The sequence below is a fragment of the Streptococcus jiangjianxini genome, assembly GCF_040225085.1.
GTDB classification, from domain to species: Bacteria; Bacillota; Bacilli; order Lactobacillales; family Streptococcaceae; genus Streptococcus; species Streptococcus jiangjianxini.
In genome coordinates this window covers 1-25,559 of record NZ_JBEHGL010000004.1, presented here as the reverse complement: position 1 = coordinate 25,559, position 25,559 = coordinate 1, and the positions used below count along the sequence as shown (strand labels likewise).

Here is a 25,559-nt window from a genome sequence, read left to right as displayed (position 1 = left end):
GAGACTGTTACTAATATCAGGAGTATAGATTATGATTGAAGTTATTGGACCTGACTTGGCCAAATATCACCAACAAAAATTAGCCGATTATCTGGCCGCTAATCAGCGAGACCCTAAAGATGCGATTGTTTTTACAGGAGACTCGATTATTGAATTCTTCCCTTTGAAGAAATTTTTTGGTCGAGAACAAGTCATCTTAAATCGAGGAATTGCTGGAACAGATACCAATTGGCTTAAAGCGCACATCAAGGAACAAGTTTTAGAGGTCGAACCTGCCAAGCTATTTATTTTAATTGGAACCAATGATCTTGGTCTTGGTTATGACGAGAAGCATATTCTTAACAATATTGAGACCATTTTGGAGACTATCCAGTTTGAATCTATTGCGACCAAGGTCTATTTGATTTCTATTTTGCCGATTAGTCAAAAGAAAGACTATCAAGACAGGGTAAAAATCCGAAATAACAAGGCTATTCAGCGTTTAAATCAGAAACTTGAAGAACAACTTTTGGCTGACTATATTGATCTTTATCCGTATTTATGCGATGAAGAGGGTAACTTGGCTGATGAGTATACAACTGATGGTTTACATTTAAGTCAAAAAGGTTATGCTCTTATTTCTGAACACTTGAAGATGTATTTATAGAGTAAAAGGAGAATTCGTGAAAATAACAAAAAAAGAAGTAGGTTATATCGTTCTGACATTCTTTCTCTGTTTTGGGATTTATCAGAATTGGGAAAGTGGTGCTGGTCTGATAAAGACCTTCTGGAATGCTTTAAGACCCTTTTTGGTAGGAGCAGGTATTGCCTATATTATTAATATTGTCATGTATGTCTACGAAAACTGGTTTGGGAAGTTTATCAAGATACCGTTTTTACTAAAAATGAAGCGCTCCATTTCAATGATTCTGGCTTATCTGACCTTTATTTTAGTTGTGGTTTGGATTTTTTCAATCGTTCTTCCAGATTTGATTTCGAGTTTGCAAATGCTTTTGAAAATTGATACTCAAGCTGTTTCAAAAATCATTTCTGAATTAAATGACAACAAGGTGGTTGATCGTCTCTTAGACCTCTTTGGTCAAAACTCTGATATCAGCTCTACCATTTCCAAATCTACGCAACAAATCACCAAACAATTGCTATCTGTTCTGACGAACATCTTGACGTCTGTTTCCAATATCGCTTCAACAGTTATTAATGTCTTTGTTAGTCTTGTTTTTTCTTTTTATGTTTTGGCAAATAAGGAAACCTTGATTCGACAGGCGAGAACTTTGACAGAACTTTATACCGGTAGATGGGCTTCTAAGATTTTCTATGTCACAGAAATCCTTCATGACCGCTTTCATAGTTTCTTTGTGGGGCAGACCCTTGAAGCCGTTATTCTTGGTGCTTTAACGGCTATTGGCATGGTTATTTTTGGATTTCCCTATGCTGTAACCGTGGGGGTTTTGATTGCTTTTACTGCCTTAATTCCGATTGTTGGGGCATTTATTGGAGCTGGGGTTGGTTTCATTTTAATTGCGACGAAATCCTTCCAATTGGCCGTTTTTTTCATTATTTATCTGCTAATCCTACAACAAATTGAAAGTAACCTCATTTATCCTAAGGTTGTTGGAAATTCTATTGGTCTTCCAGGGATGTGGGTGCTTTTGGCAATTACTGTTGGAGGTGCTGTCAATGGTGTTCTTGGCATGCTAGTCGCTGTTCCAATTGCAGGAACCCTCTATCAGGTTCTTAAAGACAATGTCAGAGAGAAGCAGAAGAAGTCAGAAAAACAAGTGAGACCACCGCATTATTAAACAGAGCATAAATTTTAGAAGTAAATACAAACAAAGTTCTTAGAATTCAGTTTCTAAGAGCTTTTTGATGCAGCATGACATCAATGGCTTGCCGCTCCTATCAGATGAGAGTGTTTTTTGGTTGACTTACAAGGGGAATTTATGTGAAAATAGTTATAAATTATTGAAAGGTGGTTTTAGCAATGATTATTGGTATTCCAAAAGAAATTAAAAATAATGAAAATAGGGTTGGACTGACACCAGCAGGAGTTTTAGCTTTTAAACAAGCAGGACACAAGGTTTGGATTGAAAAAGATGCAGGTCTTGGTTCTGGCTTTTCTGATGAAGATTATATTGCTCAAGGAGCTGACATCAAACAAACGGCTGAGGAAACCTGGGCAGCTGATATGGTTATCAAAGTTAAAGAACCATTAGCTTCTGAATACGGTTATTTTCGTCCAGACTTACTGTTATTCACTTATCTACATTTAGCACCAGCACCTGAATTAACAGCTGCTTTACTTGATGGCGGATTAGCTGCAGTAGCTTATGAAACAGTCGTTGAAGATGGAAGATTACCTCTTCTCAACCCCATGAGTGAAGTTGCGGGACGTATGGCAACTCAACTGGGAGCACGCTTCTTGACAAAGATTGAGGGCGGATCTGGAATTCTTTTAGGTGGTGTGCCCGGTGTCAGAAAAGGCCGTGTAGTCATTATCGGAGGCGGTAATGTAGGGGTTAACGCAGCTAAGATGGCTGTCGGCTTAGGAGCAGATGTCACTATTTTAGACGTTAATCCAGCGCGTCTAGCACAACTCGATACACAATTTGATGGCAAAGTTCAAACCTTGATGTCAAATACTCTCAATATTGCAGAGGTTGTTGCAGAGGCTGATTTGTTGATAGGGGCAGTTCTTATTCCTGGAGCACGCGCTCCTAAGTTAGTCACTAAGGAAATGGTAGCTACTATGAAACCTGGCTCAGTGATCATCGACGTTGCTGTCGATCAAGGTGGCATTATTGAAACAGCTGACCGAGTGACGACACACGATGCCCCTACTTATGTCGTTGATGGTGTGATTCATTATGCTGTGGCAAATATGCCAGGTGCTGTCGCAAGAACTTCGACACTTGCCTTAACAAATGCTACATTACCGTATGCGCTTGAGTTGGCTAATAAGGGTCTTGAAACAGCGATTGCTGAAAATCCTGCTCTTCGATCAGGCCTCAACATTTATCACGGAAAATTGACCAACCAAGCTGTTGCTCAGGCTCATGATTTACCTTATCATGCTATTTAAGTCTTCGATATAGATGTTTGAAAGCATTAAATGCCATGTGCTAGGCTGTCAATTGAAAAGTGTCAGTGAACATCAATGGTTAAAAGAGATGAGATTCCGAGATTGTGTTGACATAGTAATCAGTAAACGTCAATGATAGAGATTGATAATTTGGTTGTTCAGATTTGAAGATACAGTCTTTGGGATGAAGAAATTTAATTCTTTATATTTGATTGGAAAAGCTAGGCAAACGTCTAGCTTTTTTGATATTTTTACGAATAGATAGATAGGACAATCAAATGACAAGGGGATTATTCTATGTATCAAGTTACTATTCCAAATGAAGCTCTGTTGCCTCGCGAACGTTTAGTTCAACTAGGGGCCGAAAAACTCAGTAATCAAGAACTACTAGCCATTTTATTACGGACAGGAACGAAAAAAGAGCCGGTAATGGCTCTGTCTCAATCGATTTTGTCTGAACTCAATAGTCTAGCTGATTTACAGGAGTTATCACTACAAGAGTTACAAACGATTCATGGTATTGGTCTAGCAAAATCAACGGAACTCAAAGCCATGCTTGAATTGGCTAAGCGGATTCATGCTTCAGAGACGAGACGTTCTGAGAGAATCATGGGAAGTCAGCAGGTTGCCAAAAAAATGATGATAGAGATAGGCAAGAAGAAGCAGGAGCATCTGGTTGTCCTTTATCTGGATACACAAAATCGTATTATTGAACAACGAACGATTTTTATTGGTACCGTCAGACGATCTGTTGCTGAGCCACGTGAAATCCTTTATTATGCCTGTAAAAACATGGCAACATCCATTATTTTAGTTCATAATCACCCTTCAGGGACTGTTGATCCGAGTGAGAATGATTTACGTTTTACAGAGAAATTGAAACGTTGTTGCGATGATATGGGATTGGTTCTGTTGGATCATCTGATTATTGGAAATAAGGACTATTTTAGCTTCCGAGAAGAGTCTGATGTACTGTAAATCATATTGATGACAGAATAAAATAGACCTTGCTCTATCGGCCAAGGATGCTTCAGAAATGCTGGTTGTGGTTGAACGCTTAGTCAGGGGGAGAGCGGAGTTTTCATTGAGACAACTCAGAAGTATCAACCTTTTGGGCTTTAGCAATCGCAACTTACTCAATGGTTGAAGCTTTAATACATTGGCGGTAGAAATCCTTGGTCTGGTTATTCTAACCATAGATTGCTATAAAAACCTTTTTTCTAATAGCTGACAGACATTTTCAATTGTTTGAGAGACTTAACAACAAAAAAGAGCGATTCTTATTAGAAATCGCTCGTCAAATATTAGGGGATTACCTTAACTCAAAAAAGTAGATTGTATGCTCTTTACCCAGTAAAATGAACTGAATAATCATGAATACGTGAGAAGAAGACAGGGTCAGAAATAGGAAGATAACAGGTTGATCATCAGATCCTTTATTCTCTTTTTAACCTTATGGAGGGCATTATCTCTTAAATACCTTCTTTAAAATGACAGGCAAAATCACGAGTCTTCGAAATCTTTGAAGCTAATTTTGTTTCTGGTTCATAAAGTAGAGAAGTGTCTGTAATTCGCTGGTAAGGTCTACGTATTGTACGACAACATCTTTTGGCACAGTAAGATGGACAGGAGAGAAGCTTAAGATCCCTTTGATACCAGCTTCGACTAGCTGATCAGCGACTTCTTGGGCTTGAAGGCTTGGAACGGTCAGGATAGCTGTTTCAATGTCAGTATCTTTGAGAGTTTCTTTAATGGTAGAGATGCCATGAATAGGAATGCCATCTGGAGAACTTGTTCCAACGATTTCATTATCATCGCGGTCAAAGGCAATGGCAATTTGCATTTTGTTGCGGTCATGGAAGCGATAGTGCATAAGGGCACGACCAATATTCCCCACCCCAACTAGTGTAACATTTGTGGTAGAGTGGTCGTCCAGAATATCAGCGAAGAAATTCATTAATTTCTTAACATCATATCCAAAACCGCGGCGACCTAATTCCCCAAAGTGTGAAAAGTCACGACGGACGGTAGCAGAGTCAATTCCCATTGCATCGGCGATTTGTTTAGAACTTGCTTTTTCAATATTATCAGTATAAAAACGTTTAAAAATACGGTAATAAAGTGATAAACGTTTGGCTGTCGCTTTTGGAATAGTTTTTTCAACAGACATAACTGTGTCTCCTTTTCTAAGATGTAGTTTAATCTTGATAAATACATCACTTGTTTAAATTGCTTTTACCTACCTATTTTAAATAATCTTTGTGAAAAATGCAACTTTTATGTCTAGCACGAATGTTTTGATGTCAACAATAAACAAGATAAAGAGACATATGATTAGAACGCTTAATGCTCTATAAAGCAGCTAGAATAAAGCAAGAAGCAAGCTTTTACCTGAGGCTAATGAATCCTTTAAAGGTTAAAAAAGAAGCTAGGATAACATTTCCCAACTTCAACTTGGTGTATTAGCTTAATGCTTTTTTATCAAGTGCGTAAAAGAGATTTCCGAAGTTACCGGAGTAGTCGATTTCCTCATCTTTGTATAGAACTTTTGTCACAGGAAAATGATCAGAAATACTAATCATACAAGCCATCTGGGCTCGACGATAGGCATCATAAGTCTCATAGCTAACTTCTTTTTCTTGTTTAGCATCGTTTAGATAGGAAATGGTTAGCATAAACCCTCCTTATAGCTCTTTTTTGGTAAAGACTTGACGTTCTACAAGACTGTCCATTAGGAAGTAGAATTTATCTTGCAGTATTTTATGGTCATCAGATTTAAAGATATTCACTAAGCGAAGACCTGATTGATCAGTAATATTGAGTTTAAAACCAGTTAATTCCTTATGGATAACAATTTTTAAGAGGAATCCTTGACCAGAGTTGGGGACTTCCTCCAAAAGGCGACTCAGTTCATAATGACCAACTTTATTTTCTGAAAAAGTTAAATCTTTGAGGGTATATTTTTTGATGTTTGGGTCAATAGCATAGCTGTATTGACAATCTTTTAGTGAAATTGATTTTTCAAAAGCCATTCTAGTCTCCTAATAATGATTTTAGTAGGTTAGCCAATCCGATAACCTCCTCTTCAGTATTTAATTCTGAAAAGCTAATTCGGATGGATTCTTGAAGCTTGGGTGAGTCCGTTCCATATTTGGCAGCCAAGACGTGACTGGGATCAACTGTCCCTGCTGTACAAGCTGAACCAGTGGAGACAGAGTATCCTTGTAAATCAAGCTGTGTTAAAAGAATGCCATTGTTGGCACCTGGAAAACCAATGTTTAACACATGTGGTATTGCTTTAGTATTGGTATTTAAATAAAAATTCAGTCCAGCTACCTGTTCCAAGAAAACGTGTTTGAGCTGAGTAACTTTATCCCAGTTTTCATCCAAATGCTTATGGCTATCAGATAAGGCCTTAGTCATGCCCGCAATACCGATGAGATTTTCAGTGCTGGCGCGACGTTTCTCTTCTTGTTCTCCGCCGTGTAGGAGAGGATCAAACAGCATCCGATTGCTAAACAGGATACCCACACCCTTAGGTCCATGAAACTTATGGGCTGAGATAGACATGAAATCAATGCCTAGTTTCTCTGGTTCTAGAAGGATTTTTCCAGCCACTTGAACGGCATCAACATGAAAGGCAGCAGGGTGGTCTTTTAATAAGTTACCGACTTCAGCAATTGGCAACATGTCTCCGGTCTCATTGTTGGCATACATGAGACTAACCAGAATAGTATCTTCTCGCAAAGCACCCTCTATGTCTTCAAGACGAATGACGCCATTAACTGGCTGCAGGTAGGTCACTTCGAAACCAAAGCGTTTTTCCAAATACTCCAGAGTATGTAGTACAGAATGATGTTCGACGGCTGATGTGATAATATGCTTGCCATTTTTCTGATGGGCTAGGGCATAGCCTTTTAAGGCAGTGTTATTACTTTCGGTTCCTCCAGAGGTGAAGATGATATTATTTGGAGTCGTGCTTAGAAGCGATGCTACTGTCTGTCGGTACTCTCTTAATTTTTGACTAGCTAATCGTCCATGCGCGTGAATACTCGATGGGTTTGCCAGCTGGAGTGTCATTGCTTGTGTCATCTCAGCGATAACAGGCTCTGTTAAGGGGGTAGTTGCAGCATTATCCAAATAAATCAAAATGTATTAATCCTTGTCTTGGTGAAATGTAAAGAGTGGGCTAAGTGGTTGGCGTTTTTGGATACGAACAATGGCATCGGCAAACAACTCACTAGCTGTGATGTATTTTGCATTGCTAGGGACACGTTCTTTTGATAAGACAGAGTCTGTTAAAAGAATTTCTTTGATAGGAGCAGCTTCTAAAATATCGGCAGCCCCACCAGCAAAGAGACCGTGACTTGATACAGCGTAAATGTCAGTAGCACCACCGCGCTCAACAATTTTACTTGCTTCTGCGAAGGTCTTACCAGTGTTTAAAATATCGTCAATAAGGATTGCTTTTTTACCAGCAACATCACCGATGATGTAACCTTCTTCACGATGGCTATCGTCTTCTTGTGCGTAATCAATGATAGCGATTGGTGCATCAAGGTATTCTGCTAGGCTACGAGCACGTTTGATGCCAGAATTTTTAGGGCTGACAACAACCACATCTTGCCCTGACAAGCCTTTGTTGATGTAGTGTTCAGCAAATAAGGGGGTTGTGAAGAGATTATCAACTGGGATGTTGAAAAATCCTTGGACTTGAACGGCATGTAAATCAAGGGTAACAACACGATCAACGCCAGCTTTAACCAGCATATTAGCGACTAGTTTAGCTGTAATAGGTTCACGAGATGCAGCAACACGGTCTTGGCGTGAATAACCAAAATATGGCATAACAACCGTGATTGAATTAGCACTGGCGCGTTTGCAGGCATCAATCATAATAAGCAATTCCCAAAGATTATCATTAACAGGGAAGTTGGTAGACTGAATGATGTAGATATCATCACCACGAACACTTTCTTCAATGTTAATCATAATCTCACCATCAGAGAACTGACGAGAAGAAAGTTTTCCAAGAGGAATGCCTGAGGCTTCAGAGATTTTTTCAGCGATATCATGATTTGATGTCAAAGAAAAAAGCTTCATTTGAGGGGTGGCGTTGTTTTGTGCCATGACAAAATGCTCCTTATATAATTAGTACAAGTATATTTTACCAAAAAAAGCCAGAAAAATACATGGAGACTAATTGTTTAACCAGACCATACGCATGAAACGATTATTTTCGAATGAAAGCATAGCTAACAATCGATAATTTTGGCATTTTTGAAAGTAATATGAGGAGTTGCTCATTGAAAAGGAAATGTGAGAATCGGGGACTTGGGGATCTGGAACGGTCCATCATGTTGCGTGGTCTTTAGCAGATGAAGAGAACGAAAAAGATTGACGAAAGTATCTGATTGAAAATGGTCACGATGTGACGGTTATTAGAGATCGAAAATATTTTAAATTTATCTATTTTAGAGAACCAGGTCAGGTTATTTTGAGATGGCAACACAGGTTCCAGGGCTTACGGTTGGCGAGACCAGAGAAAATCTTGGGAAAATCCTGCATTTGCCACAAAAATATGAATCACACCGTAAAGAGATTGAGAACAGGTTACCTAGGCAAAGGTAGTGTTCATGATAGGGATAATGAAAAAAGAGCTGAAGGATTTTCGGCTCTTTCTTATCGTCTATTTTGAAGGGTTGCTACAAAGCGGGCAACTTTACTTTTAGCATATTTAAAACTGATATTATGAGTCTCAAGGTAATCGTCAAAATCCTTTTGACCTTGTGTAGCATCTTCAACTTCCAGTTCTAGTTCGTAATCGATGCGATCGGCATAGTGATTTTTATCCAGAGCAAGGAGGCCAATTGGTAGACGGGTTTCGCGTCGAATAGTTGTTAAATGGCCTAAAACAGATAGTCTTTCGAGAGGGATATTTTTTTCGGTGAGTAGTTCTCTGACTTTACAATCGGGGAATTGTCCGCTATCCATGATTTCTCTGGCTTCTTCCTTGGTCAGGTCAACATTATATTCCATAGTGCCTACTTTTTCAGGGATTTTTAAGGTTAATTCGGCCGCCTTGTCGAAGGTTCTAATACGAAGAGAGAGTTTTTTGGCACGCATATCTCCTTCAGGAGTGTCAAAATAATAATTGGTTTGGGTGACAGGACTGACATGCATCAGGAGATTTTGCAGATGATTAAATTCTGCTTTATTGAGCATGGTCTTGTATTCGATTTCGAGATTACTCATAGACGGTTTTATTTCCTTTTTTGGTCTGAATATTATGCTATAATAATGATTAGACTTATTTTATAAAAAACTCCTCTTTTTTACAAGGGTGTGCCGTAAAACAAGATGGAAATTAGACAGGAGTCCTCAATGACAATGGATTGGGAAGAATTTTTAGACCCCTATATTCAAGCCGTTGGCGAATTAAAAATTAAACTGCGGGGTATTCGTAAACAATATCGCAAGCAAAAAAAGCACTCTCCTATCGAATTCGTTACAGGACGAGTGAAATCGGTAGAGAGTATCCAAGAAAAAATGGCTCTTCGTGGTGTTCTTTTGGAGAATATTGCCCAAGATATTCAGGACATCGCGGGGCTTCGAATCATGGTTCAGTTTGTAGATGATGTAGATGAGGTTTTGCAGTTATTACGACAACGCCATGATTTAACAATTATTCAAGAACGGGATTATATTCGACATATGAAGTCCAGTGGTTATAGATCCTATCACGTTGTGGTCGAATATCCTGTTGACACTATTGATGGGCAAAAGACTGTTTTGGCTGAAATTCAAATCAGGACCTTAGCGATGAACTTTTGGGCAACTATTGAACATTCGCTGAACTACAAGTATCGTGGGGATTTTCCAGATGATATAAAACAACGATTGGAAATAACAGCAAGAATGGCATTTGAACTTGATGAGGAGATGCGAAAAATTAGAGAGGACATTCAAGAAGCTCAGTTACTTTTTGATCCGGCTAATAGAAGTTTAAGTGATGGTATAGGAAACAGTGATGACACAGACGAATATTACAGATAAGCCGATGCGAGTGGCGATTATCGCCAATGGAAAATATCAAAGCAAGCGTATTGCTTCAAAATTGTTCAATGTATTACGTGATGCGCCAGATTTTTATTTGAGCAAGCAGAACCCTGATGTTGTGATAACAATCGGTGGTGATGGTATGCTGTTATCTGCTTTTCATATGTACGAAAAAGAACTGGATACCGTTCGTTTTGTTGGGATTCATACAGGTCACCTAGGTTTTTACACGGATTATCGTGATTTTGAAGTGGATAAGTTGATTGATAACTTGAGACACGACAAAGGAGAAAGCATTTCCTATCCCATCCTTAAAGTTAAGGTGACTTTGGATGATGGGCGGATTTACCGCTCACGTGCCTTGAATGAAGCAACCTTAAAACGTATTGAAAAAACGATGGTCGCAGACGTTTTAATTAACAAAGTCAAGTTTGAGCGTTTCCGAGGTGATGGCATCTTGGTATCGACACCAACAGGAAGCACCGCTTATAATAAATCTCTAGGAGGTGCCGTTCTTCATCCAACGATTGAGGCTCTCCAGATGACTGAAATTTCAAGTATCAATAACCGTGTCTTTCGTACGCTTGGGTCATCTATTATTATTCCAAAAGATGATCGCATCGTTCTTGTGCCAAAACGTTTAGGGACTTATACGGTTTCGATTGATAATAAAACCTATCATCATAAAAATATCGCTAAGGTGGAATTTTACATTTCTAATCATAAGATTCATTTTGTGTCTACGCCTAGCCATACTAGCTTTTGGGCTAGGGTTAAGGATGCCTTTATCGGAGACTTGGATTCATGAGGTTTGAATTTGTCGCCCACAGACCAGGCAAGGTCAAATCTCTTTTAAAGGAACATGATATTTCCAAGGGTCTTTTGGCTAAAATTAAGTTTAGGGGAGGCCGTATCTGGGTTAACAATGAGGAGCAAAATGCGATTTACATTGTTGAGGTTGGGGATGTGATCGCTGTTGATATCCCAGATGAATTGCCTTATGAAAAATTAGAGCCGATTATGGAGCCTTTGTCGATCGTATCTGAAGATGACCATTTTTTGGTGCTTAATAAGCCTTCGGGGGTGGCTAGTATTCCTAGTGTCAACCATTCCAATACCATGGCCAACTTCGTTAAAGGCTATTTTATGAAAAACAAGTACCCCAATTTGCAAGTTCACATTGTCACACGTTTAGACCGTGATACTAGCGGGCTGATGTTATTTGCCAAGCACGGCTATGCGCATGCTCGCTTGGATAAGCAGTTACAAAAGAAGGCTATTGAAAAACGCTATTTTGCCCTCATTTCTGGTAAAGGAAAACTTGACAAGCAAGGTGAAATCATTGCACCGATTGCGCGTGATGAGGATTCTATCATCACTAGAAGGGTCCACCATTCTGGAAAATATGCTCATACAACCTATGAGGTAGTTGCTTCGTATGGTGATGTTCATCTCGTTGATATCCGTCTTCATACAGGGCGTACGCACCAAATACGGGTTCACTTCGCTCACATCGGTTTTCCTCTCTTAGGCGATGATCTATACGGCGGCCGAATGGATTTGGGGATTGAGCGACAAGCCTTGCATTGTCACACCTTATCATTCTTCGATCCTTTCAAAGGAGAGAGGGTGACACATGAACTTGGCTTGACAAATGATTTCGAAAACGTTATCATGTCATTAGAAAATAATAATAGATAGAGGTATTTTTTTAACAATGGAAGGTATTCGTTCACTTTTTGGTAGTTTGCGTGAAAAAGTTGCTGGAAAACATGTTAAAATTGTTTTTCCAGAAGGAAATGATGAGCGTGTTGTTCGTGCGGCAGCCCGTTTGAAATTTGAAGGTTTGGTTGATCCAATCATCTTAGGTAAACCAGAAAAAGTCAAAGCTTTGCTAGCAAAACTAGGCTTTGAAGATCCAAAATCTGAAATTATCGATCCAGAAACTTACCAAGATTTTGAAGCGATGAAGGAAGCATTTGTTGCCATCCGTAAAGGGAAAGCAACTCTAGAAGATGCTGATAAAATGCTTCGTGATGTGAACTATTTTGGTGTGATGCTGGTTCAAATGGGACTTGCTGATGGTATGGTGTCTGGTGCTATTCATTCAACAGCTGATACTGTTCGCCCTGCTCTTCAAATCATCAAAACGAAACCAGGTATTTCTCGCACATCAGGCGTTTTCTTGATGAACCGTGAAAATACCAACGAACGTTATATCATGGCTGACTGTGCTATCAATATTGAGCCAAATGCTCAAGAATTAGCTGAAATTGCTGTTAATACAGCGCAAACAGCAGCTATCTTTGATATTGATCCTAAAGTGGCTATGTTGAGCTTCTCAACGAAAGGTTCTGGTAAATCACCACAAGTTGACAAGGTAGCTGAAGCAACTAAATTGGCCAAAGAACTGGCGCCTGAACTTGCCTTGGATGGTGAATTACAGTTCGATGCAGCCTTTGTTCCAGGGACAGCAGCCATTAAAGCGCCAGATAGCGATGTTGCTGGGCAAGCAAATACCTTTGTCTTTCCAGATCTTCAATCAGGAAACATTGGTTATAAAATTGCACAACGCTTAGGAATGTTTGATGCTATTGGACCAATTCTTCAAGGACTTAACAAACCTGTTAATGATCTTTCTCGTGGTTCAAGTGCTGATGATATTTACAAACTTGGTATCATTACAGCAGCCCAAGCACTAGAAGAAAAATAATTCTAAAAGCTGAGTTCTTTACTCGGCTTTTGTCGTTTTAAAAGAAGAAAAGGAGTATATAATGGTAAAAACAGCCTTAGTAACAGGAGCAACAGCTGGTTTTGGAGCTTCAATTGTAAAAGAATTAGTAGCAAAAGGTTATCAAGTTATTGGGACAGGTCGTCGCTTAGGACGTTTGACGGCTTTAAAAAATGAGTTAGGCGATGCATTTTTTCCCCTTCAAATGGATCTGCAATCAAAAGAAAATATCTCTGAAGCACTTGATCAGATTCCAGAGGTATTTCACCCCATTGATATATTGATCAATAATGCAGGGTTGGCTTTGGGTCTTGAAAAAGCCCATGAAGCTAATTTTGATGATTGGGAAACTATGATTATGACTAATGTCATGGGATTAACCTACTTGACTCGCCAACTCTTGCCAGGTATGGTGGACCGTCAGTCTGGTTATGTGATTAATATAGGATCAATTGCTGGCAACTACCCCTATCCAGGTGGCAACATTTATGGTGCCACTAAGGCTTTTGTAAAACAATTTTCGCTTAATCTTCGGGCTGATTTAGCTGGAACGCATGTCAGAGTAACCAACATTGAGCCTGGTTTGGCTGGTGGAACAGAGTTTTCAACTGTTCGCTTTAAAGGTGACGACGAAAAGGCAAGCAAACTCTATGAAAAAGCCAACAGTCTTCAGCCAGAAGACATGGCTAGAACAGTGGCTTGGTTGGTTGAACAGCCTGAACACATGAACGTCAATCGTATTGAAATCATGCCAACTTCCCAAAGTTTTGGTGCTTTGCCCGTTTATAAAGAAGATTAACCTCTAAAAAATGTCCAATTCCTTTGTTTGTAAAGGGGTGTTGAAGAAAACAAGAAAAGTGAAGTTGAACCTAAAATTCAACTTCACTTTTGGTTTAATCATCCTCTATTTTTGTAATTTGATGGTAGATTAAATACCACTTTTCGTTACGACGCCAGAGGCTCATGTGTTGTTTGTTTTCTAAAGTATAGGTGAGTAATTTTGTTTTTTGGCTAATGTTTCTTACTTGGAAGTTAGTGAAGTTGGCAGGGTAAAAGATTTTTTGATCTATAACTTGGTTCTTATTCAGAATGTTCCCGTTGGCTTCAATAGTAACGAAATCTTCGGAGATGTATTGCTCAAAATCTGGGATTTTGGAAAGGATAATCATTTCATTTTTATATAGTTTTTTGACCACATTTCCAAAAATATCGTCTTCAGGAATAGCAGCGGGTTCAACGTGGATATCAATATCATAAACTGAGAAACGTTCACTGAGCATTTTTTCGACTTGTTCTGTAATGTCATGGCTCTCATAAACCGAAAGATCAGGATTCATCTCTAAAACGATATCTAGGTAAATATTACTACCGTATGTTCGTCCACGCTGCGATTTGACTGCGGTTATTTTGGGAATTTCTAGAATGGCTGCTTCATATTTTTTGAGTTGAGATTGATCAAAACCGTCAGAGAGGCTAAACGTCGCTTCCATAAATATCCCATAGGCTGTTCTAAGGATAAAAAATGTGATGATAACAGCAACCAAGTGGTCAATAATGGGGAAATTTAGTGAGGATGCGATGATAGCAACCATAGTTCCCAAAGAAGTTAGAGCGTCAGAAAGGTTATCTTTTGAGGCGGCAACTAAGGCACTCGATTTTACTTTTTTAGAGAGCGTTTTATTGTAAACATAAACCCCAAACATGACAAGGGCTGAGATAAGGCCAACAATAGCAGCGAGAGGGTCAATGGCAGCCTCTTTGCCTGAGATGATTCTTTGAACGGTTTGGATTAATACTTGAAAACCAACCAAAAACATGATGAATGATGTGATAAGACTAGAAAGATCTTCAATCTTCCAATGACCAAAGCGGTGGTCTTCATCAGCTGGCTGGCTGGCTAAATGTAACCCAATCAAAAGTGTAATGTTTCCGACGATATCGGACAAGTTATTAAAGCCATCAGCTATTAGTGAAGACGAATTAAACCAATAACCAGAAATTAGTTTACCGATAGTAAGGACCATGTAAGCTGAAATACTCAAAATCGGACCACGCTTGGCTAAGCGTAAATTTTCAGAAGGATGTGACATGAAAGCTCCTCTATTTTTCTTAACTCTACCATTATAACACAAGAAAAACACCAGTTTCCTGATGTTTGTGTCTTATTTTTGCTTCGTAAAATATTTCTTCGTTTCATGAAGGATGACCGGTGATAATCCAAGCAATGCTATGAGGTTAGGAAAGGCCATGAGACCATTAACAATATCAGCCAACACCCAAATCGTTTCCAAACTAATATAGCCGCCAAGAGCAATCATAATAACATATAAAATGCGATAGACAATGATTGATTTACTACCAAAGAGGAATTCAAAACAACGTTCCCCGTAGTATGACCACCCGAGGATAGTTGTAAAGGCAAAGAGTATGAGACTGATCGTCAAGGCGATTTGACCAATATTACCGAAAACTTGCCCGAAGGCAAATTGTGTTAGGATAGCACCGTTTAAGTCTGTTGACCACCCATCAGTAACGATAATAGCCAAGCCAGTTAGAGTACAGATAATAATGGTGTCGATAAAGGTACCGGTCATTGAAATCAATCCTTGTTCAACGGGTTCATTGGTACGAGCAGCGGCAGCAGCAATAGGAGCAGACCCCAAACCAGACTCATTAGAAAAGACTCCTCGAGCCACACCAGATTGAATGGCTAACATGAAACCGGCACCTGCAAATCCTCCCAGAGCAGCTTGTCCCGTGAAGGCCGATTTAAAAATAAGGATGAGACTTGGAATAAAGTTGTTGGCATTAGCAAGGATAACCGCAATAGCTGCTAGAATATAAATCCCTGCCATGAAAGGAACTAACTTTTCAGAAACTTTTGAAATGGATTGAATCCCACCAAAGATGATGGCAGCTACAAGAACAGCCAAGATCGGACTGACCAGTTGTGGCGAAAGACCTATCGTATTTTTAAGGGAATCCGTAATGGAATTGACTTGTGTAAAGGTTCCTGATCCTAGTAGCGCCACCATGGATCCAAAAATGGAGAAAATGACTGCTAGCCATTTCCATTTTTGTCCCAGGCCATTGGTGATATAGTACATCGGCCCACCAGCTTTTTCACCATTTTCGTCTGTGATCCGATATTTGATAGCAAGCAGTCCTTCAGCATATTTGGTTGCCATACCAAAGAAAGCAGCAACCCACATCCAAAAGAGAGCGCCAGGCCCACCAAGCTTAATCGCAGTGGCAACACCAACAATATTACCTGTTCCTACTGTCGCAGCGAGTGCGGTTGCTAAAGCAGCGAAACTGGAAATATCGCCATCGCCATTAGCATCATCTGAAAAAATCAGTTTAATAGCAGTAGGGAGTTTGAAAATTTGAATAAAACCTAGTCGGCTAGAAAGGAAGATCCCAGTTCCAACCAAAAGGATTAGTAAGGGAGGTCCCCAAACGTATCTGTCAATGGATGATAGTAATTCGTACATGGTTGTATACTTTCTATAATGATTATTGAATAAAGGTTATAAATTAACGTTGTCTATTATATAGCTACTTGAAATGATTTGTCAAATAGAGAAAACACTATAGAAAATGAGTATTGTCAGCTAATTTTTATCAAAATATCGCTTAGTTTCTTTAATAATGATTGGTGAAAGCGCTAAAAGTGCTATTAAATTAGGAATGGCCATGAGACCGTTAACGATGTCGGCCAAAATCCAAATCAACTCTAGATTGAGAAAACCACCTAAACTAACCATGAGAACAAAAATCAAACGGTATAACGACAGGTGTTTGACACCAAATAGGAACTCAAAACACCGCTCACCATAATAAGACCAACCAAGGATTGTTGTGAAAGCAAAGAGTAAAAGCGAGATAGTCAAGGCGATAATACCCCATTCTCCAAAAATATCAGCAAAGGCAGCTTGGGTAAGAGGAGCACCGTCGAGAGATGTTGTCCATTGACCAGTTACCAATATGGCTAAACCCGTCAGGGTACAGATAATGATGGTATCAATAAAAGTACCAGTCATTGAAATCAAACCTTGCTCCACAGGTTCATCTGTTTTAGCTGCCGCTGCCGCAATTGGTGCAGAGCCTAGTCCAGATTCATTTGAGAAAACCCCACGCGCGATACCTTTTTGGATAGCTTCCTTTACTACGGCGCCAGTAAAACCACCGATAGCAGCAGTTTTGCTGAAGGCTGAGGTGAACACAAGGGAAATCGTCGGGAGGATGTGTTGGTAATGAAAGGCAATAACTAATAAAGCAGCAATGATGTAAAGGCTTGCCATAAATGGAACGACCTTTTCTGAAATTTTTGAGATTGACTGGATGCCGCCGAAGATAATAAGGGCAGTTAAGACTCCTAAAACAAGACTAACCAATCTAGGTGAGAAGCCAAAGCTATTTTCCAAAGAAGAGGTAATGGAATTGACCTGTGTAAAGGTTCCGATACCAAACCAAGCGACCAAGACTCCCGCGACAGCAAAAAAGATCGCTAATGGCTTCCACTTTTGTCCCATTCCATTGATAATATAGTACATTGGTCCACCAGAAACGTCACCATTAGCATCCTTGCTGCGATATTTAACTGCCAAGAGCCCTTCAGCGTATTTAGTGGCCATACCGAAGAAAGCAGCGATCCACATCCAAAATAGAGCACCAGGACCACCACTTTTAATAGCCGTCGCCACTCCAACAATATTTCCAGTACCCACGGTTCCTGCTAATGCCGTTGCTAGAGCAGCAAAACTAGAAATGTCACCTTCACCCTTATCATCAGCAAAAATGAGTTGAATGGCTTTGGGTAATTTGGTCACTTGAATAAGATGTAATCTGCTTGAAAGGTAAATGCCAGTCCCAACCAAGAGAATTAAAAGCGGTGGTCCCCAAACAAGACTATCTAGATGAGAGAAAAAAGCAATCATGACAAACTCCTCAACCGAAGGATTATTGGTTAAACAAAAGTAAAGAAAGAAAACCCACCTCTATTGAGATGGGTGTATGGTTACTAACGAAAATAGACGATGATGATAGCTAAAAAGTCTATCAAAACAGACCCTTAATAACAGGTCTCTTTCATTTGGTCCTTGCTTTCTGTCCTTTTGCCTGAGAGATTGAGCATAGCCTTGCCCCTTCGGCGCCCCACTAAAGGGGTCTCTCCAGAAGTCCGTCAGTAAACCAGTCCCACCTCTAATGAGGTACCTGAGAGTTTAACTCCTTCGGCGATAGTTGTTGGACTATCTTCTCCTGATTAACATCATTCGGTATATTTTATTTTGATTTATCATAATTCAATTAGTTTGGCTTGTCAAGTTTATTTTTAGAAATATTTTAAACTGACCTAGAAAACGAACAATGTGAGCCCTTTAAGCAAAAACAGAAAAATTCTAGGAGATTTTACACGTTAAAAGTGGTAAAATAGTAAATGATTTTACAAAAAGAAAGAGGACCTTATGAATCCTTTGTTAAACGGAATGAATGATCGTCAAGCTGAAGCGGTACAAACGACAGAAGGACCGCTTTTAATTATGGCAGGGGCAGGCTCTGGTAAAACACGCGTTTTAACACACCGTATTGCCTACTTGATTGATGAGAAATTTGTTAATCCTTGGAATATTTTAGCCATTACCTTTACCAATAAGGCTGCGCGTGAAATGAGAGAACGTGCTATGGCACTTAATCCAGCGACACAAGACACTTTAATAGCTACTTTCCACTCCATGTGTGTGCGTATTTTACGTCGCGAAGCTGATCACATTGGTTACAATCGTAACTTTACCATTGTTGATCCCGGTGAACAACGGACATTGATGAAAAGGATTCTCAAAAACCTTAATTTGGATCCCAAAAAGTGGAACGAACGTGCGATTTTAGGGACCATTTCTAATGCTAAGAACGATTTGTTAGATGACAAAGCTTACGAGATGCAAGCAGGAGATATGTATACGCAAATCGTTGCTAAATGTTACAAGGCCTATCAGGAAGAGCTACGGCGTTCTGAAGCTATGGATTTTGATGATTTGATCATGATGACCTTACGTCTTTTTGATCAAAATCCTGATGTTCTTAGCTACTACCAACAGCGCTATCAGTATATCCACGTGGATGAATACCAAGATACCAACCATGCCCAATATCAATTGGTTAAATTATTGGCGTCGCGCTTTAAAAATATTTGTGTCGTCGGGGATGCTGACCAGTCTATTTATGGATGGCGTGGGGCTGATATGCAAAATATTTTAGATTTTGAAAAAGATTATCCTCAAGCCAAGGTTGTTTTATTAGAAGAGAACTATCGATCGACCAAGAAAATTCTCCAAGCTGCAAATGAAGTCATTAATAATAACCGAAATCGCCGTCCTAAAAAGCTCTGGACACAAAACGCTGACGGTGAGCAATTGGTCTACTATCGTGCCAACAATGAACAAGAAGAGGCAGTTTTCGTGGCTTCGACCATTTCCAATATGACACGTGAAATGGGTAAAAACTTCAAAGATTTTGCTGTTCTTTATCGTACCAATGCTCAGTCTCGTACCATTGAGGAAGCTCTTCTCAAGTCCAATATTCCTTATACAATGGTTGGTGGGACTAAGTTCTACAGCCGTAAGGAAATTCGGGATGTGATTTCTTATTTGAATGTTATTGCCAATACAGCAGATAATATTTCCTATGAGCGGATTATCAATGAGCCTAAGCGTGGTGTTGGACCAGGAACATTAGAAAAAATCCGTAGCTTTGCAAACACTCAAAACATGAGTTTACTTGATGCTTCTGAACAAATCATGCTTTCAGGTGTTAAAGGAAAAGCTGCACAGGCGGTATGGGATTTGGCTAATCTGCTCTTAAATCTGCGATCTGATTTGGATAAGTACAGTATTACAGACCTGGTTGAAGCTGTTTTGGAGAAATCCGGTTACCTAGAGGCTCTGCAATTGCAGAATACTCTAGAAAGTCAGGCTCGCATTGAAAATATTGAAGAGTTTCTCTCAGTAACCAAAAACTTTGATGAAACCAACGTGGATGGACCTGATGACGAAACAGGAATTGATAAACTTGGCCGTTTCCTAAATGATTTGGCACTAATCGCCGATACAGACGATGGGAATCAAGAAGCCGCTGAGGTAACTCTGATGACACTCCATGCAGCCAAAGGTTTGGAATTTCCTGTTGTTTTCTTGATTGGTATGGAGGAAGGTGTCTTTCCACTCTCACGCGCTGCAGAAGATCCAGAAGAGTTAGAAGAAGAGCGACGCCTTGCCTATGTTGGCATTACACGAGCTGAAGAGATTCTTTTTATGACCAATGCTAACACACGTACCCTTTTTGGTAAAACTTCTTATAATCGTCCGACACGATTTCTGAGGGAGATTTCAGATGACTTGCTCCAATACCAAGGTTTAGCAAGACCAGCAACGTCTGCCTTTGGTGTCAAATATACCAAGGAGCAACCAACCCAATTTGGACAAGGCATGAGTTTATCGCAAGCGCTTCAAGAGCGTAAATCTCAAGCACAACCTCGTCCGGCAGATCGATCATATCACTCAAATAAGGGACCATTACCCTTCAGAAAAACAAGCCAATCTAACGCAACAGAAGTTGATTGGCAGATTGGTGATATTGCCCATCATAAAAAATGGGGAGATGGTACTGTCCTAGAGGTATCCGGCTCTGGGTCAACACAAGAATTAAAAATCAAATTCCCAGAAGTTGGCTTGAAAAAACTTCTGGCTTCTGTTGCACCTATTGAGAAAAAATAGGAGTTGTCAGAATACAGAATATGACCAAGATTGATAAGTCAATGAACTTGCTACTGATTTCTCTAGTAGCAAGTTCATTTTGTATCGGGATAACCCTTAGAAGAGACAATGAGGTTAGACTTAATAAAATTCAGAAATAGCGACATCGTAGTTAAGATAAAATAACTCATTGCTTTCCCACTAAAATCGATTGTACATAGAGACTAGGTTACCGCTATTTTTGGTTTTGAAACAGCATTATCTAGTAATCTGAAACCAAAACAGTAACAACACATTACCGATATGCTATAGTCAATAGATTTTCATAATACAGTTACTAAAAGGATTACCTAATGGGTGATTCTGTTAGTTGGTTTAGGTTGTCCTGTTCCTTGGCTAATGAGATCAATGAGATCTTGTCAATGCTCAGTTACTTGGTAGTATGGCTACAGTGATGGTGTTCTTGAATCCTATGCCACTTATTCGTCTTTTCTTGTTGATTTGAATCATGAGGGTTGACGTATTATTTGGTTTACAAAGTAAGAACAAGACATTGGCAAGCATATCTATATTAATTAATAATATCGTTAGAGGAGTTTTGGTCAAACAACTGTTAGATAGTAAGACATGTAGCAGTTTTTTGAAAGCGCTTTTCATTTACATTGCCATTACCATTTTTTCTGAAAACGAACTCTTGTAAAAAAAACATAAAAAACGTTCGTGATGTACTTGTTTATTCTGATCTTTTTGATACAATAAAATTATCAAATGACAGGAGATGCTTATGAAAAAAAAGGCTATTTATAAGTATATGATACAAGCGTCGGTTCTCTTCGCACCGCTTGTTTTATCTGCTAATTTACCTCAACAAAATGTGCTTGCTGATGAATCAGATCCTACATCTGAAATAATACAGCCCAAAACAGAGTATTTAGATAATAGTTCGGATTTATCAGGAACTCCCGTTAATGAAAATGTTTTGGATACTGATCAAACAGCACTGAAGGTTCAAGGGACAGATCCAAATTCCCTTGTTGATTCTGCCTCGGAGTTATCGGAGTCTAGTTCAACCGCTGAGAGTCCAATAATACCGCTAGCTCAGGCGCGCGCGAGTGAAAAAGGACAGACTGTCACTGTTTCTGGTAAGGTTATTAGTAGTGTTAACGCTTGGGGTGGAAATGGTTTCTACATTCAAGACGAAGCTGGTGATGGGCTTTATGTTTATCCTGGGAAAAAACAAGATGTTACAAGAGGCGACACTGTTCAATTAGATGGTACTTTAGGGGATTTCAGTGGGGAAGTTCAACTGACTAAAGTTTCTAAACTTGCTAAAGTCCCTGATATTTCAGTTCCCCAACCAACACTCACAACTGTTGATGGTTTATCTGATAAACTTCAGTCAACTTTAGTGACTTTAAAAGAAGTGACTGTTGGTCCTATCTCAAGTGATACAAATGGGACGTCAACATTTTACATTACAGATCAAAAAGGCCAGAAAGTTGCTGTTCGAGTAGATAGTCGTACAGGTATTGACAACACTAAGTTGTTAAGTTTGATTTCAGAAAATGATACGATCAACCTCACTGCGATTTTATCCACCTATAGAGGTAATAAGCAGCTAAAACCATTTTTAGAGAATCAGTTTGAAGTGGTTAAAAAAAGTGTCACACCACCTCCAGTGGAAAGAATAGTGTCGGTAGGACAAATCCAAGGAGAAAGTCACACGTCGCCACTTGAGCATCAGACGGTCACCGTTAAAAACGTTGTTGTGACATATGTTGCCAATAAAAACCATTTTTATGTGCAAGATATAGCACCCGATGGCAATCCTAAAACATCGGATGGTATTGATGTTTTTCTAGCCAATCATGACGTTTCCGTCGGTGATAAATTAACCGTAATGGGAAAAGTGGTTGAATATCTAGGAACTGGTTATAGTGAGAAAGAACTTACTGATTTAACCACTACTCAAATTGCTGCGACATCAGTGATTAAAGAGGGGCAAGTAACGGTACCAGCACCTGTTATGCTTGGTGTTGATCGTATTGCTCCAACTAAAGTTGTTGAAGATGACGCCTTTTCATCTTTCGATCCAGATACAGATGGTCTTGATTTTTGGGAATCTCTAGAAGGTATGCTTGTTGGTATTGATAATGCTAAAATTATTGGACCGCAAGCTAATAAAGAAGTTTATGTCGTTCCAGGCAGTTATAAAGGTCTTATGAATAAGGTAGGAGGGCTTACCTTAGAACCAGATAACGCTCATCCAGAAAAAATTGCTGTTCTTTTTGATAAGAAACTGATTACAAAAACAGGAGATTCCTTCCAAGGACGGATCTATGGTCCAATCACATATGGATACACTAACTACAAGTTATTAGCTAAAGTTGCCAATTCTCCTAAAGTGACTGATGGCGGTGTAAAACCAGAAATAACGACAATTGTTAAAGATGAGGAGAAGCTAACGATTGCTTCTTACAATATTGAAAATTTCTCAGCCAATAATAAAACAACAGATAATGCTAAGGTGAAACGAATTGCAAGATCATTTGTTAATGACTTGAAATCACCAGATATTATTACCTTAATTGAAGTTCAAGATAATAACGGTACTACCGATGACGGTACAGTTGATGCTAGTCAAAGTGCTCGTCGCTTGATCGAAGCAATCAAAGCTGAAGGTGGACCAAACTATCAATATATTGATATTGCTCCAGAAAACAACATGGATGGTGGCGCTCCTGGATCTAATATCCGTACAGGATTTCTTTACAATGCTGATCGGGTGAGTTTGGCTGATAAACCAAAGGGTGATGCCAAGACACCTGCTGTTTGGGAAAACGGTGAACTGAAATATAGCATAGCTCGTATCGATCCGATGAACGCTGCTTGGAGCAACTCTCGCAAGCCAATAATTGCAGAATTCCATTTCAATGGACAAAAAATTAACCTTGTCGCTGTTCATCTAAATTCAAAACGTGGTGATGATGGTATTTTTGGTAAGGTACAGCCTGTCAGCTTTAAATCAGAAAAGCAACGCCATCAAATGGCTACTATTATCAATCAGTTTATCTCCGAAGGAATGAAGCAAAATAGTGATTTAAATGTTGCTATGTTAGGGGATTACAATGATTATGAGTTCACCAAGACACTAGACATTGTCTCAGGGGACATTATGTCTAATTTGGTCAGTCGCCATGATAAGTCAGACCGTTTCTCATATTTCTATCAAGGAAATAACCAATCGCTTGATAATGCAGTTATCTCAAACAATCTTCTAGATCGCTACGAGTTTGACATGGTTCATGTTAATTCTATTTTCATGAAAGAACATGGCAGAGCTTCAGATCATGACCCATTATTATTACAACTGGATTTAAGACCAAAAAAATCGACTGAACCAGGTTCTAGTGAAGAGGATATTACGGGTAACGCTTCAGCAACAATCGCTGTTAAAGACAATGCTTCAAACCCAGTAGCTGGCGCAACCGTTGAATTGTTGGCAGCAGATGGAACAGGTCGTCAAGTGAAAACTGATGAGTTTGGTAATGCCAACTTCACAGATGTAAAACCAGGTAAAGGTTACACAGCAGCTCTAGCTTCTGTTCCAGAAGGCTATGAGTACAACAGCTACCGTACAGCAGCATTTGACTTAGACAATGCTGATCATCATGAAGACTTTATCTCTGTTGATAAAACTCAAAAAGAAGCACCAAAAGAAGACAAAGAAGTTGGTAATGCTTCAGTAACTGTTAAAGTAGTTGACAATGGCTTCAAACCAGTAGTTGGCGCAACTGTTGAATTGTTGGCAGCAGATGGATCAGGTCGTCAAGTGAAGACAGATGAGTTTGGTAATGCTAACTTCACAGATGTGAAGCCAGGTAAAGGCTATACAGCTGCTTTGGCAATGGTTCCAGAAGGCTATGAGTACAACAGCTACCGTACAGCAGCATTTGACCTAGCTAACACAGATCACCACGAAGACTTCATCACAGCAGATAAGACTCAAAAAGAAGCACCAAAAGAAGACAAAGAAGTTGGTAATGCTTCAGTAACTGTTAAAGTAGTTGACAATGGCTTCAAACCAGTAGTTGGCGCAACTGTTGAATTGTTGGCAGCAGATGGATCAGGTCGTCAAGTGAAGACAGATGAGTTTGGTAATGCTAACTTTACAGATGTAAAACCAGGTAAAGGCTACACAGCTGCTTTGGCAATGGTTCCAGAAGGCTATGAGTACAACAGCTACCGTACAGCAGCATTTGACCTAGCTAACACAGATCATCACGAAGACTTCATTACTGTTGATAAGACTCAAAAAGAAGCACCAAAAGAAGACAAAGAAGTTGGTAATGCTTCAGCAACCATTAAAGTAGTTGATAATGGCTTCAACCCTGTGGTTGGTGCAGTTGTTGAGTTGAAAGCAGCAGACGGTTCAACTCGTCAAGTAACAACAGATGAGTTTGGTAACGCTAACTTTACAGATGTAAAACCAGGTAAAGGCTTCACAGCATCTCTAGTTTCTGTTCCAGAAGGTTATGAATTGAACAGCTACCGTACAGCAGCATTTGACCTAGCTAATACAGATCATCACGAAGACTTTATCGCTGTTGATAAAGTTCAAAAATCTGAGAAGCCAGGTGAAGATCAACCAAAAGAGGAAAAACCAGAAGCACCAAAAGCAGATGATTCTCAAAAAGAAGAACAAGGTAAAGATGGTTCTAATGCTTCAGATAAAGGAGCTAAAAAAGTTGCTGATAAATCAGAAGTAAAAGCATCAGCTGCTAAAGCAACAGCTTCTTCTGAAAAAGCAGAAGCATCAAAAGCTGCGAATAACGATCAATTGCCAAGTACTGGTGAAAAATCATCATCAACAGCAGTTGTAGCAGGTTCAGCTATTGCACTTGCTTCACTAGGTTTTGCAGCATCACGTCGTCGTAAA

General features: G+C 39.5%; 20 protein-coding genes and 2 riboswitches. Of the genes, 11 read left to right on the top strand and 9 right to left on the bottom strand.

Annotated features, from left to right (window positions below; translation table 11 throughout):
* Positions 1-31: 31 nt before the first annotated feature.
* From ABP870_RS03110 to radC, 4 genes are all read left to right on the top strand, one after another.
* Entirely contained in the window at positions 32-646 is a 615-nt protein-coding gene (locus ABP870_RS03110; protein ID WP_350014033.1) for an SGNH/GDSL hydrolase family protein, read from the top strand.
* A 16-nt stretch (positions 647-662) separates the two neighbouring features.
* Positions 663-1,799: an AI-2E family transporter gene (locus tag ABP870_RS03105; protein WP_350014032.1), complete on the top strand. Its 1,137-nt coding sequence runs from the start codon at positions 663-665 to the stop codon at positions 1,797-1,799.
* A 182-nt stretch (positions 1,800-1,981) separates the two neighbouring features.
* A complete protein-coding gene (gene ald, locus ABP870_RS03100) occupies positions 1,982-3,079 on the top strand; it encodes an alanine dehydrogenase (protein ID WP_350014031.1) in 1,098 nt (365 codons plus the stop codon).
* A 297-nt stretch (positions 3,080-3,376) separates the two neighbouring features.
* Complete coding sequence (gene radC, locus ABP870_RS03095; RefSeq protein ID WP_350014030.1) at positions 3,377-4,057, top strand: RadC family protein; 681 nt, start codon at positions 3,377-3,379, stop codon at positions 4,055-4,057.
* A 550-nt stretch (positions 4,058-4,607) separates the two neighbouring features.
* Here the strand turns inward: radC and ABP870_RS03090 are convergent.
* From ABP870_RS03090 to ABP870_RS03065, 6 genes are all read right to left on the bottom strand, one after another.
* Positions 4,608-5,249, bottom strand: coding sequence for a redox-sensing transcriptional repressor Rex (locus ABP870_RS03090; protein WP_350014029.1), 642 nt, complete (start codon positions 5,247-5,249; stop codon positions 4,608-4,610).
* Positions 5,250-5,541: 292 nt separating this feature from the next.
* A complete protein-coding gene (locus tag ABP870_RS03085; RefSeq protein ID WP_350014028.1) occupies positions 5,542-5,754 on the bottom strand; it encodes a DUF4649 family protein in 213 nt (70 codons plus the stop codon).
* Positions 5,755-5,763: 9 nt separating this feature from the next.
* Positions 5,764-6,111 carry a DUF1831 domain-containing protein gene (locus ABP870_RS03080; protein ID WP_350014027.1) on the bottom strand — a complete coding sequence of 116 codons (348 nt, stop codon included), beginning with the start codon at positions 6,109-6,111 and terminating at the stop codon, positions 5,764-5,766.
* A 1-nt stretch (position 6,112) separates the two neighbouring features.
* Entirely contained in the window at positions 6,113-7,228 is a 1,116-nt protein-coding gene (locus ABP870_RS03075; RefSeq protein WP_350014026.1) for a cysteine desulfurase family protein, read from the bottom strand.
* A gap of 6 nt (positions 7,229-7,234) precedes the next feature.
* Complete coding sequence (locus tag ABP870_RS03070) at positions 7,235-8,209, bottom strand: ribose-phosphate diphosphokinase (protein WP_350014025.1); 975 nt, start codon at positions 8,207-8,209, stop codon at positions 7,235-7,237.
* 552 nt (positions 8,210-8,761) lie between these two features.
* Positions 8,762-9,334, bottom strand: a complete 573-nt coding sequence (locus tag ABP870_RS03065) for a CYTH domain-containing protein (RefSeq protein ID WP_350014024.1) — start codon at positions 9,332-9,334, stop codon at positions 8,762-8,764.
* Positions 9,335-9,463: 129 nt separating this feature from the next.
* On the opposite strand from ABP870_RS03065, the gene ABP870_RS03060 reads away from it, so the two are divergent.
* The 5 genes from ABP870_RS03060 to ABP870_RS03040 all read left to right on the top strand — a co-directional run bounded on the left by ABP870_RS03060 (position 9,464) and on the right by ABP870_RS03040 (position 13,668).
* Positions 9,464-10,135, top strand: coding sequence for a GTP pyrophosphokinase (locus ABP870_RS03060; protein ID WP_350014023.1), 672 nt, complete (start codon positions 9,464-9,466; stop codon positions 10,133-10,135).
* On the top strand, positions 10,110-10,946 hold the full coding sequence (locus tag ABP870_RS03055; protein WP_062708377.1) for an NAD kinase: 837 nt from the start codon (positions 10,110-10,112) through the stop codon (positions 10,944-10,946). The genes ABP870_RS03060 and ABP870_RS03055 overlap by 26 nt, the downstream gene beginning before the upstream one ends.
* A complete protein-coding gene (locus ABP870_RS03050; protein WP_350014022.1) occupies positions 10,943-11,839 on the top strand; it encodes an RluA family pseudouridine synthase in 897 nt (298 codons plus the stop codon). Before ABP870_RS03055 ends, ABP870_RS03050 begins: the two co-directional genes overlap by 4 nt.
* A 16-nt stretch (positions 11,840-11,855) precedes the next feature.
* Positions 11,856-12,851, top strand: coding sequence for a phosphate acetyltransferase (pta, locus tag ABP870_RS03045; protein ID WP_350014021.1), 996 nt, complete (start codon positions 11,856-11,858; stop codon positions 12,849-12,851).
* 61 nt (positions 12,852-12,912) lie between these two features.
* Positions 12,913-13,668 carry an SDR family NAD(P)-dependent oxidoreductase gene (locus ABP870_RS03040; RefSeq protein ID WP_350014020.1) on the top strand — a complete coding sequence of 252 codons (756 nt, stop codon included), beginning with the start codon at positions 12,913-12,915 and terminating at the stop codon, positions 13,666-13,668.
* Between the two features lie 94 nt (positions 13,669-13,762).
* On the opposite strand, the gene ABP870_RS03035 is transcribed toward ABP870_RS03040, so the two are convergent.
* From ABP870_RS03035 to ABP870_RS03025, 3 genes are all read right to left on the bottom strand, one after another.
* Positions 13,763-14,959 carry a cation diffusion facilitator family transporter gene (locus ABP870_RS03035; RefSeq protein WP_350014019.1) on the bottom strand — a complete coding sequence of 399 codons (1,197 nt, stop codon included), beginning with the start codon at positions 14,957-14,959 and terminating at the stop codon, positions 13,763-13,765.
* A gap of 72 nt (positions 14,960-15,031) precedes the next feature.
* Positions 15,032-16,363, bottom strand: a complete 1,332-nt coding sequence (locus ABP870_RS03030; RefSeq protein ID WP_350014018.1) for an alanine/glycine:cation symporter family protein — start codon at positions 16,361-16,363, stop codon at positions 15,032-15,034.
* Positions 16,364-16,483: 120 nt separating this feature from the next.
* Complete coding sequence (locus ABP870_RS03025) at positions 16,484-17,809, bottom strand: alanine/glycine:cation symporter family protein (protein WP_350014017.1); 1,326 nt, start codon at positions 17,807-17,809, stop codon at positions 16,484-16,486.
* A 159-nt stretch (positions 17,810-17,968) separates the two neighbouring features.
* Positions 17,969-18,057, bottom strand: a riboswitch (glycine riboswitch).
* A gap of 12 nt (positions 18,058-18,069) precedes the next feature.
* Positions 18,070-18,144, bottom strand: a riboswitch (glycine riboswitch).
* A 193-nt stretch (positions 18,145-18,337) separates the two neighbouring features.
* Here ABP870_RS03025 and pcrA point away from each other — a divergent pair.
* Complete coding sequence (gene pcrA, locus ABP870_RS03020) at positions 18,338-20,641, top strand: DNA helicase PcrA (RefSeq protein WP_350014016.1); 2,304 nt, start codon at positions 18,338-18,340, stop codon at positions 20,639-20,641.
* Positions 20,642-21,404: 763 nt separating this feature from the next.
* On the top strand, positions 21,405-25,559 hold a 4,155-nt coding region (locus tag ABP870_RS03015; protein WP_350014015.1), incomplete at its 3' end, for a SpaA isopeptide-forming pilin-related protein.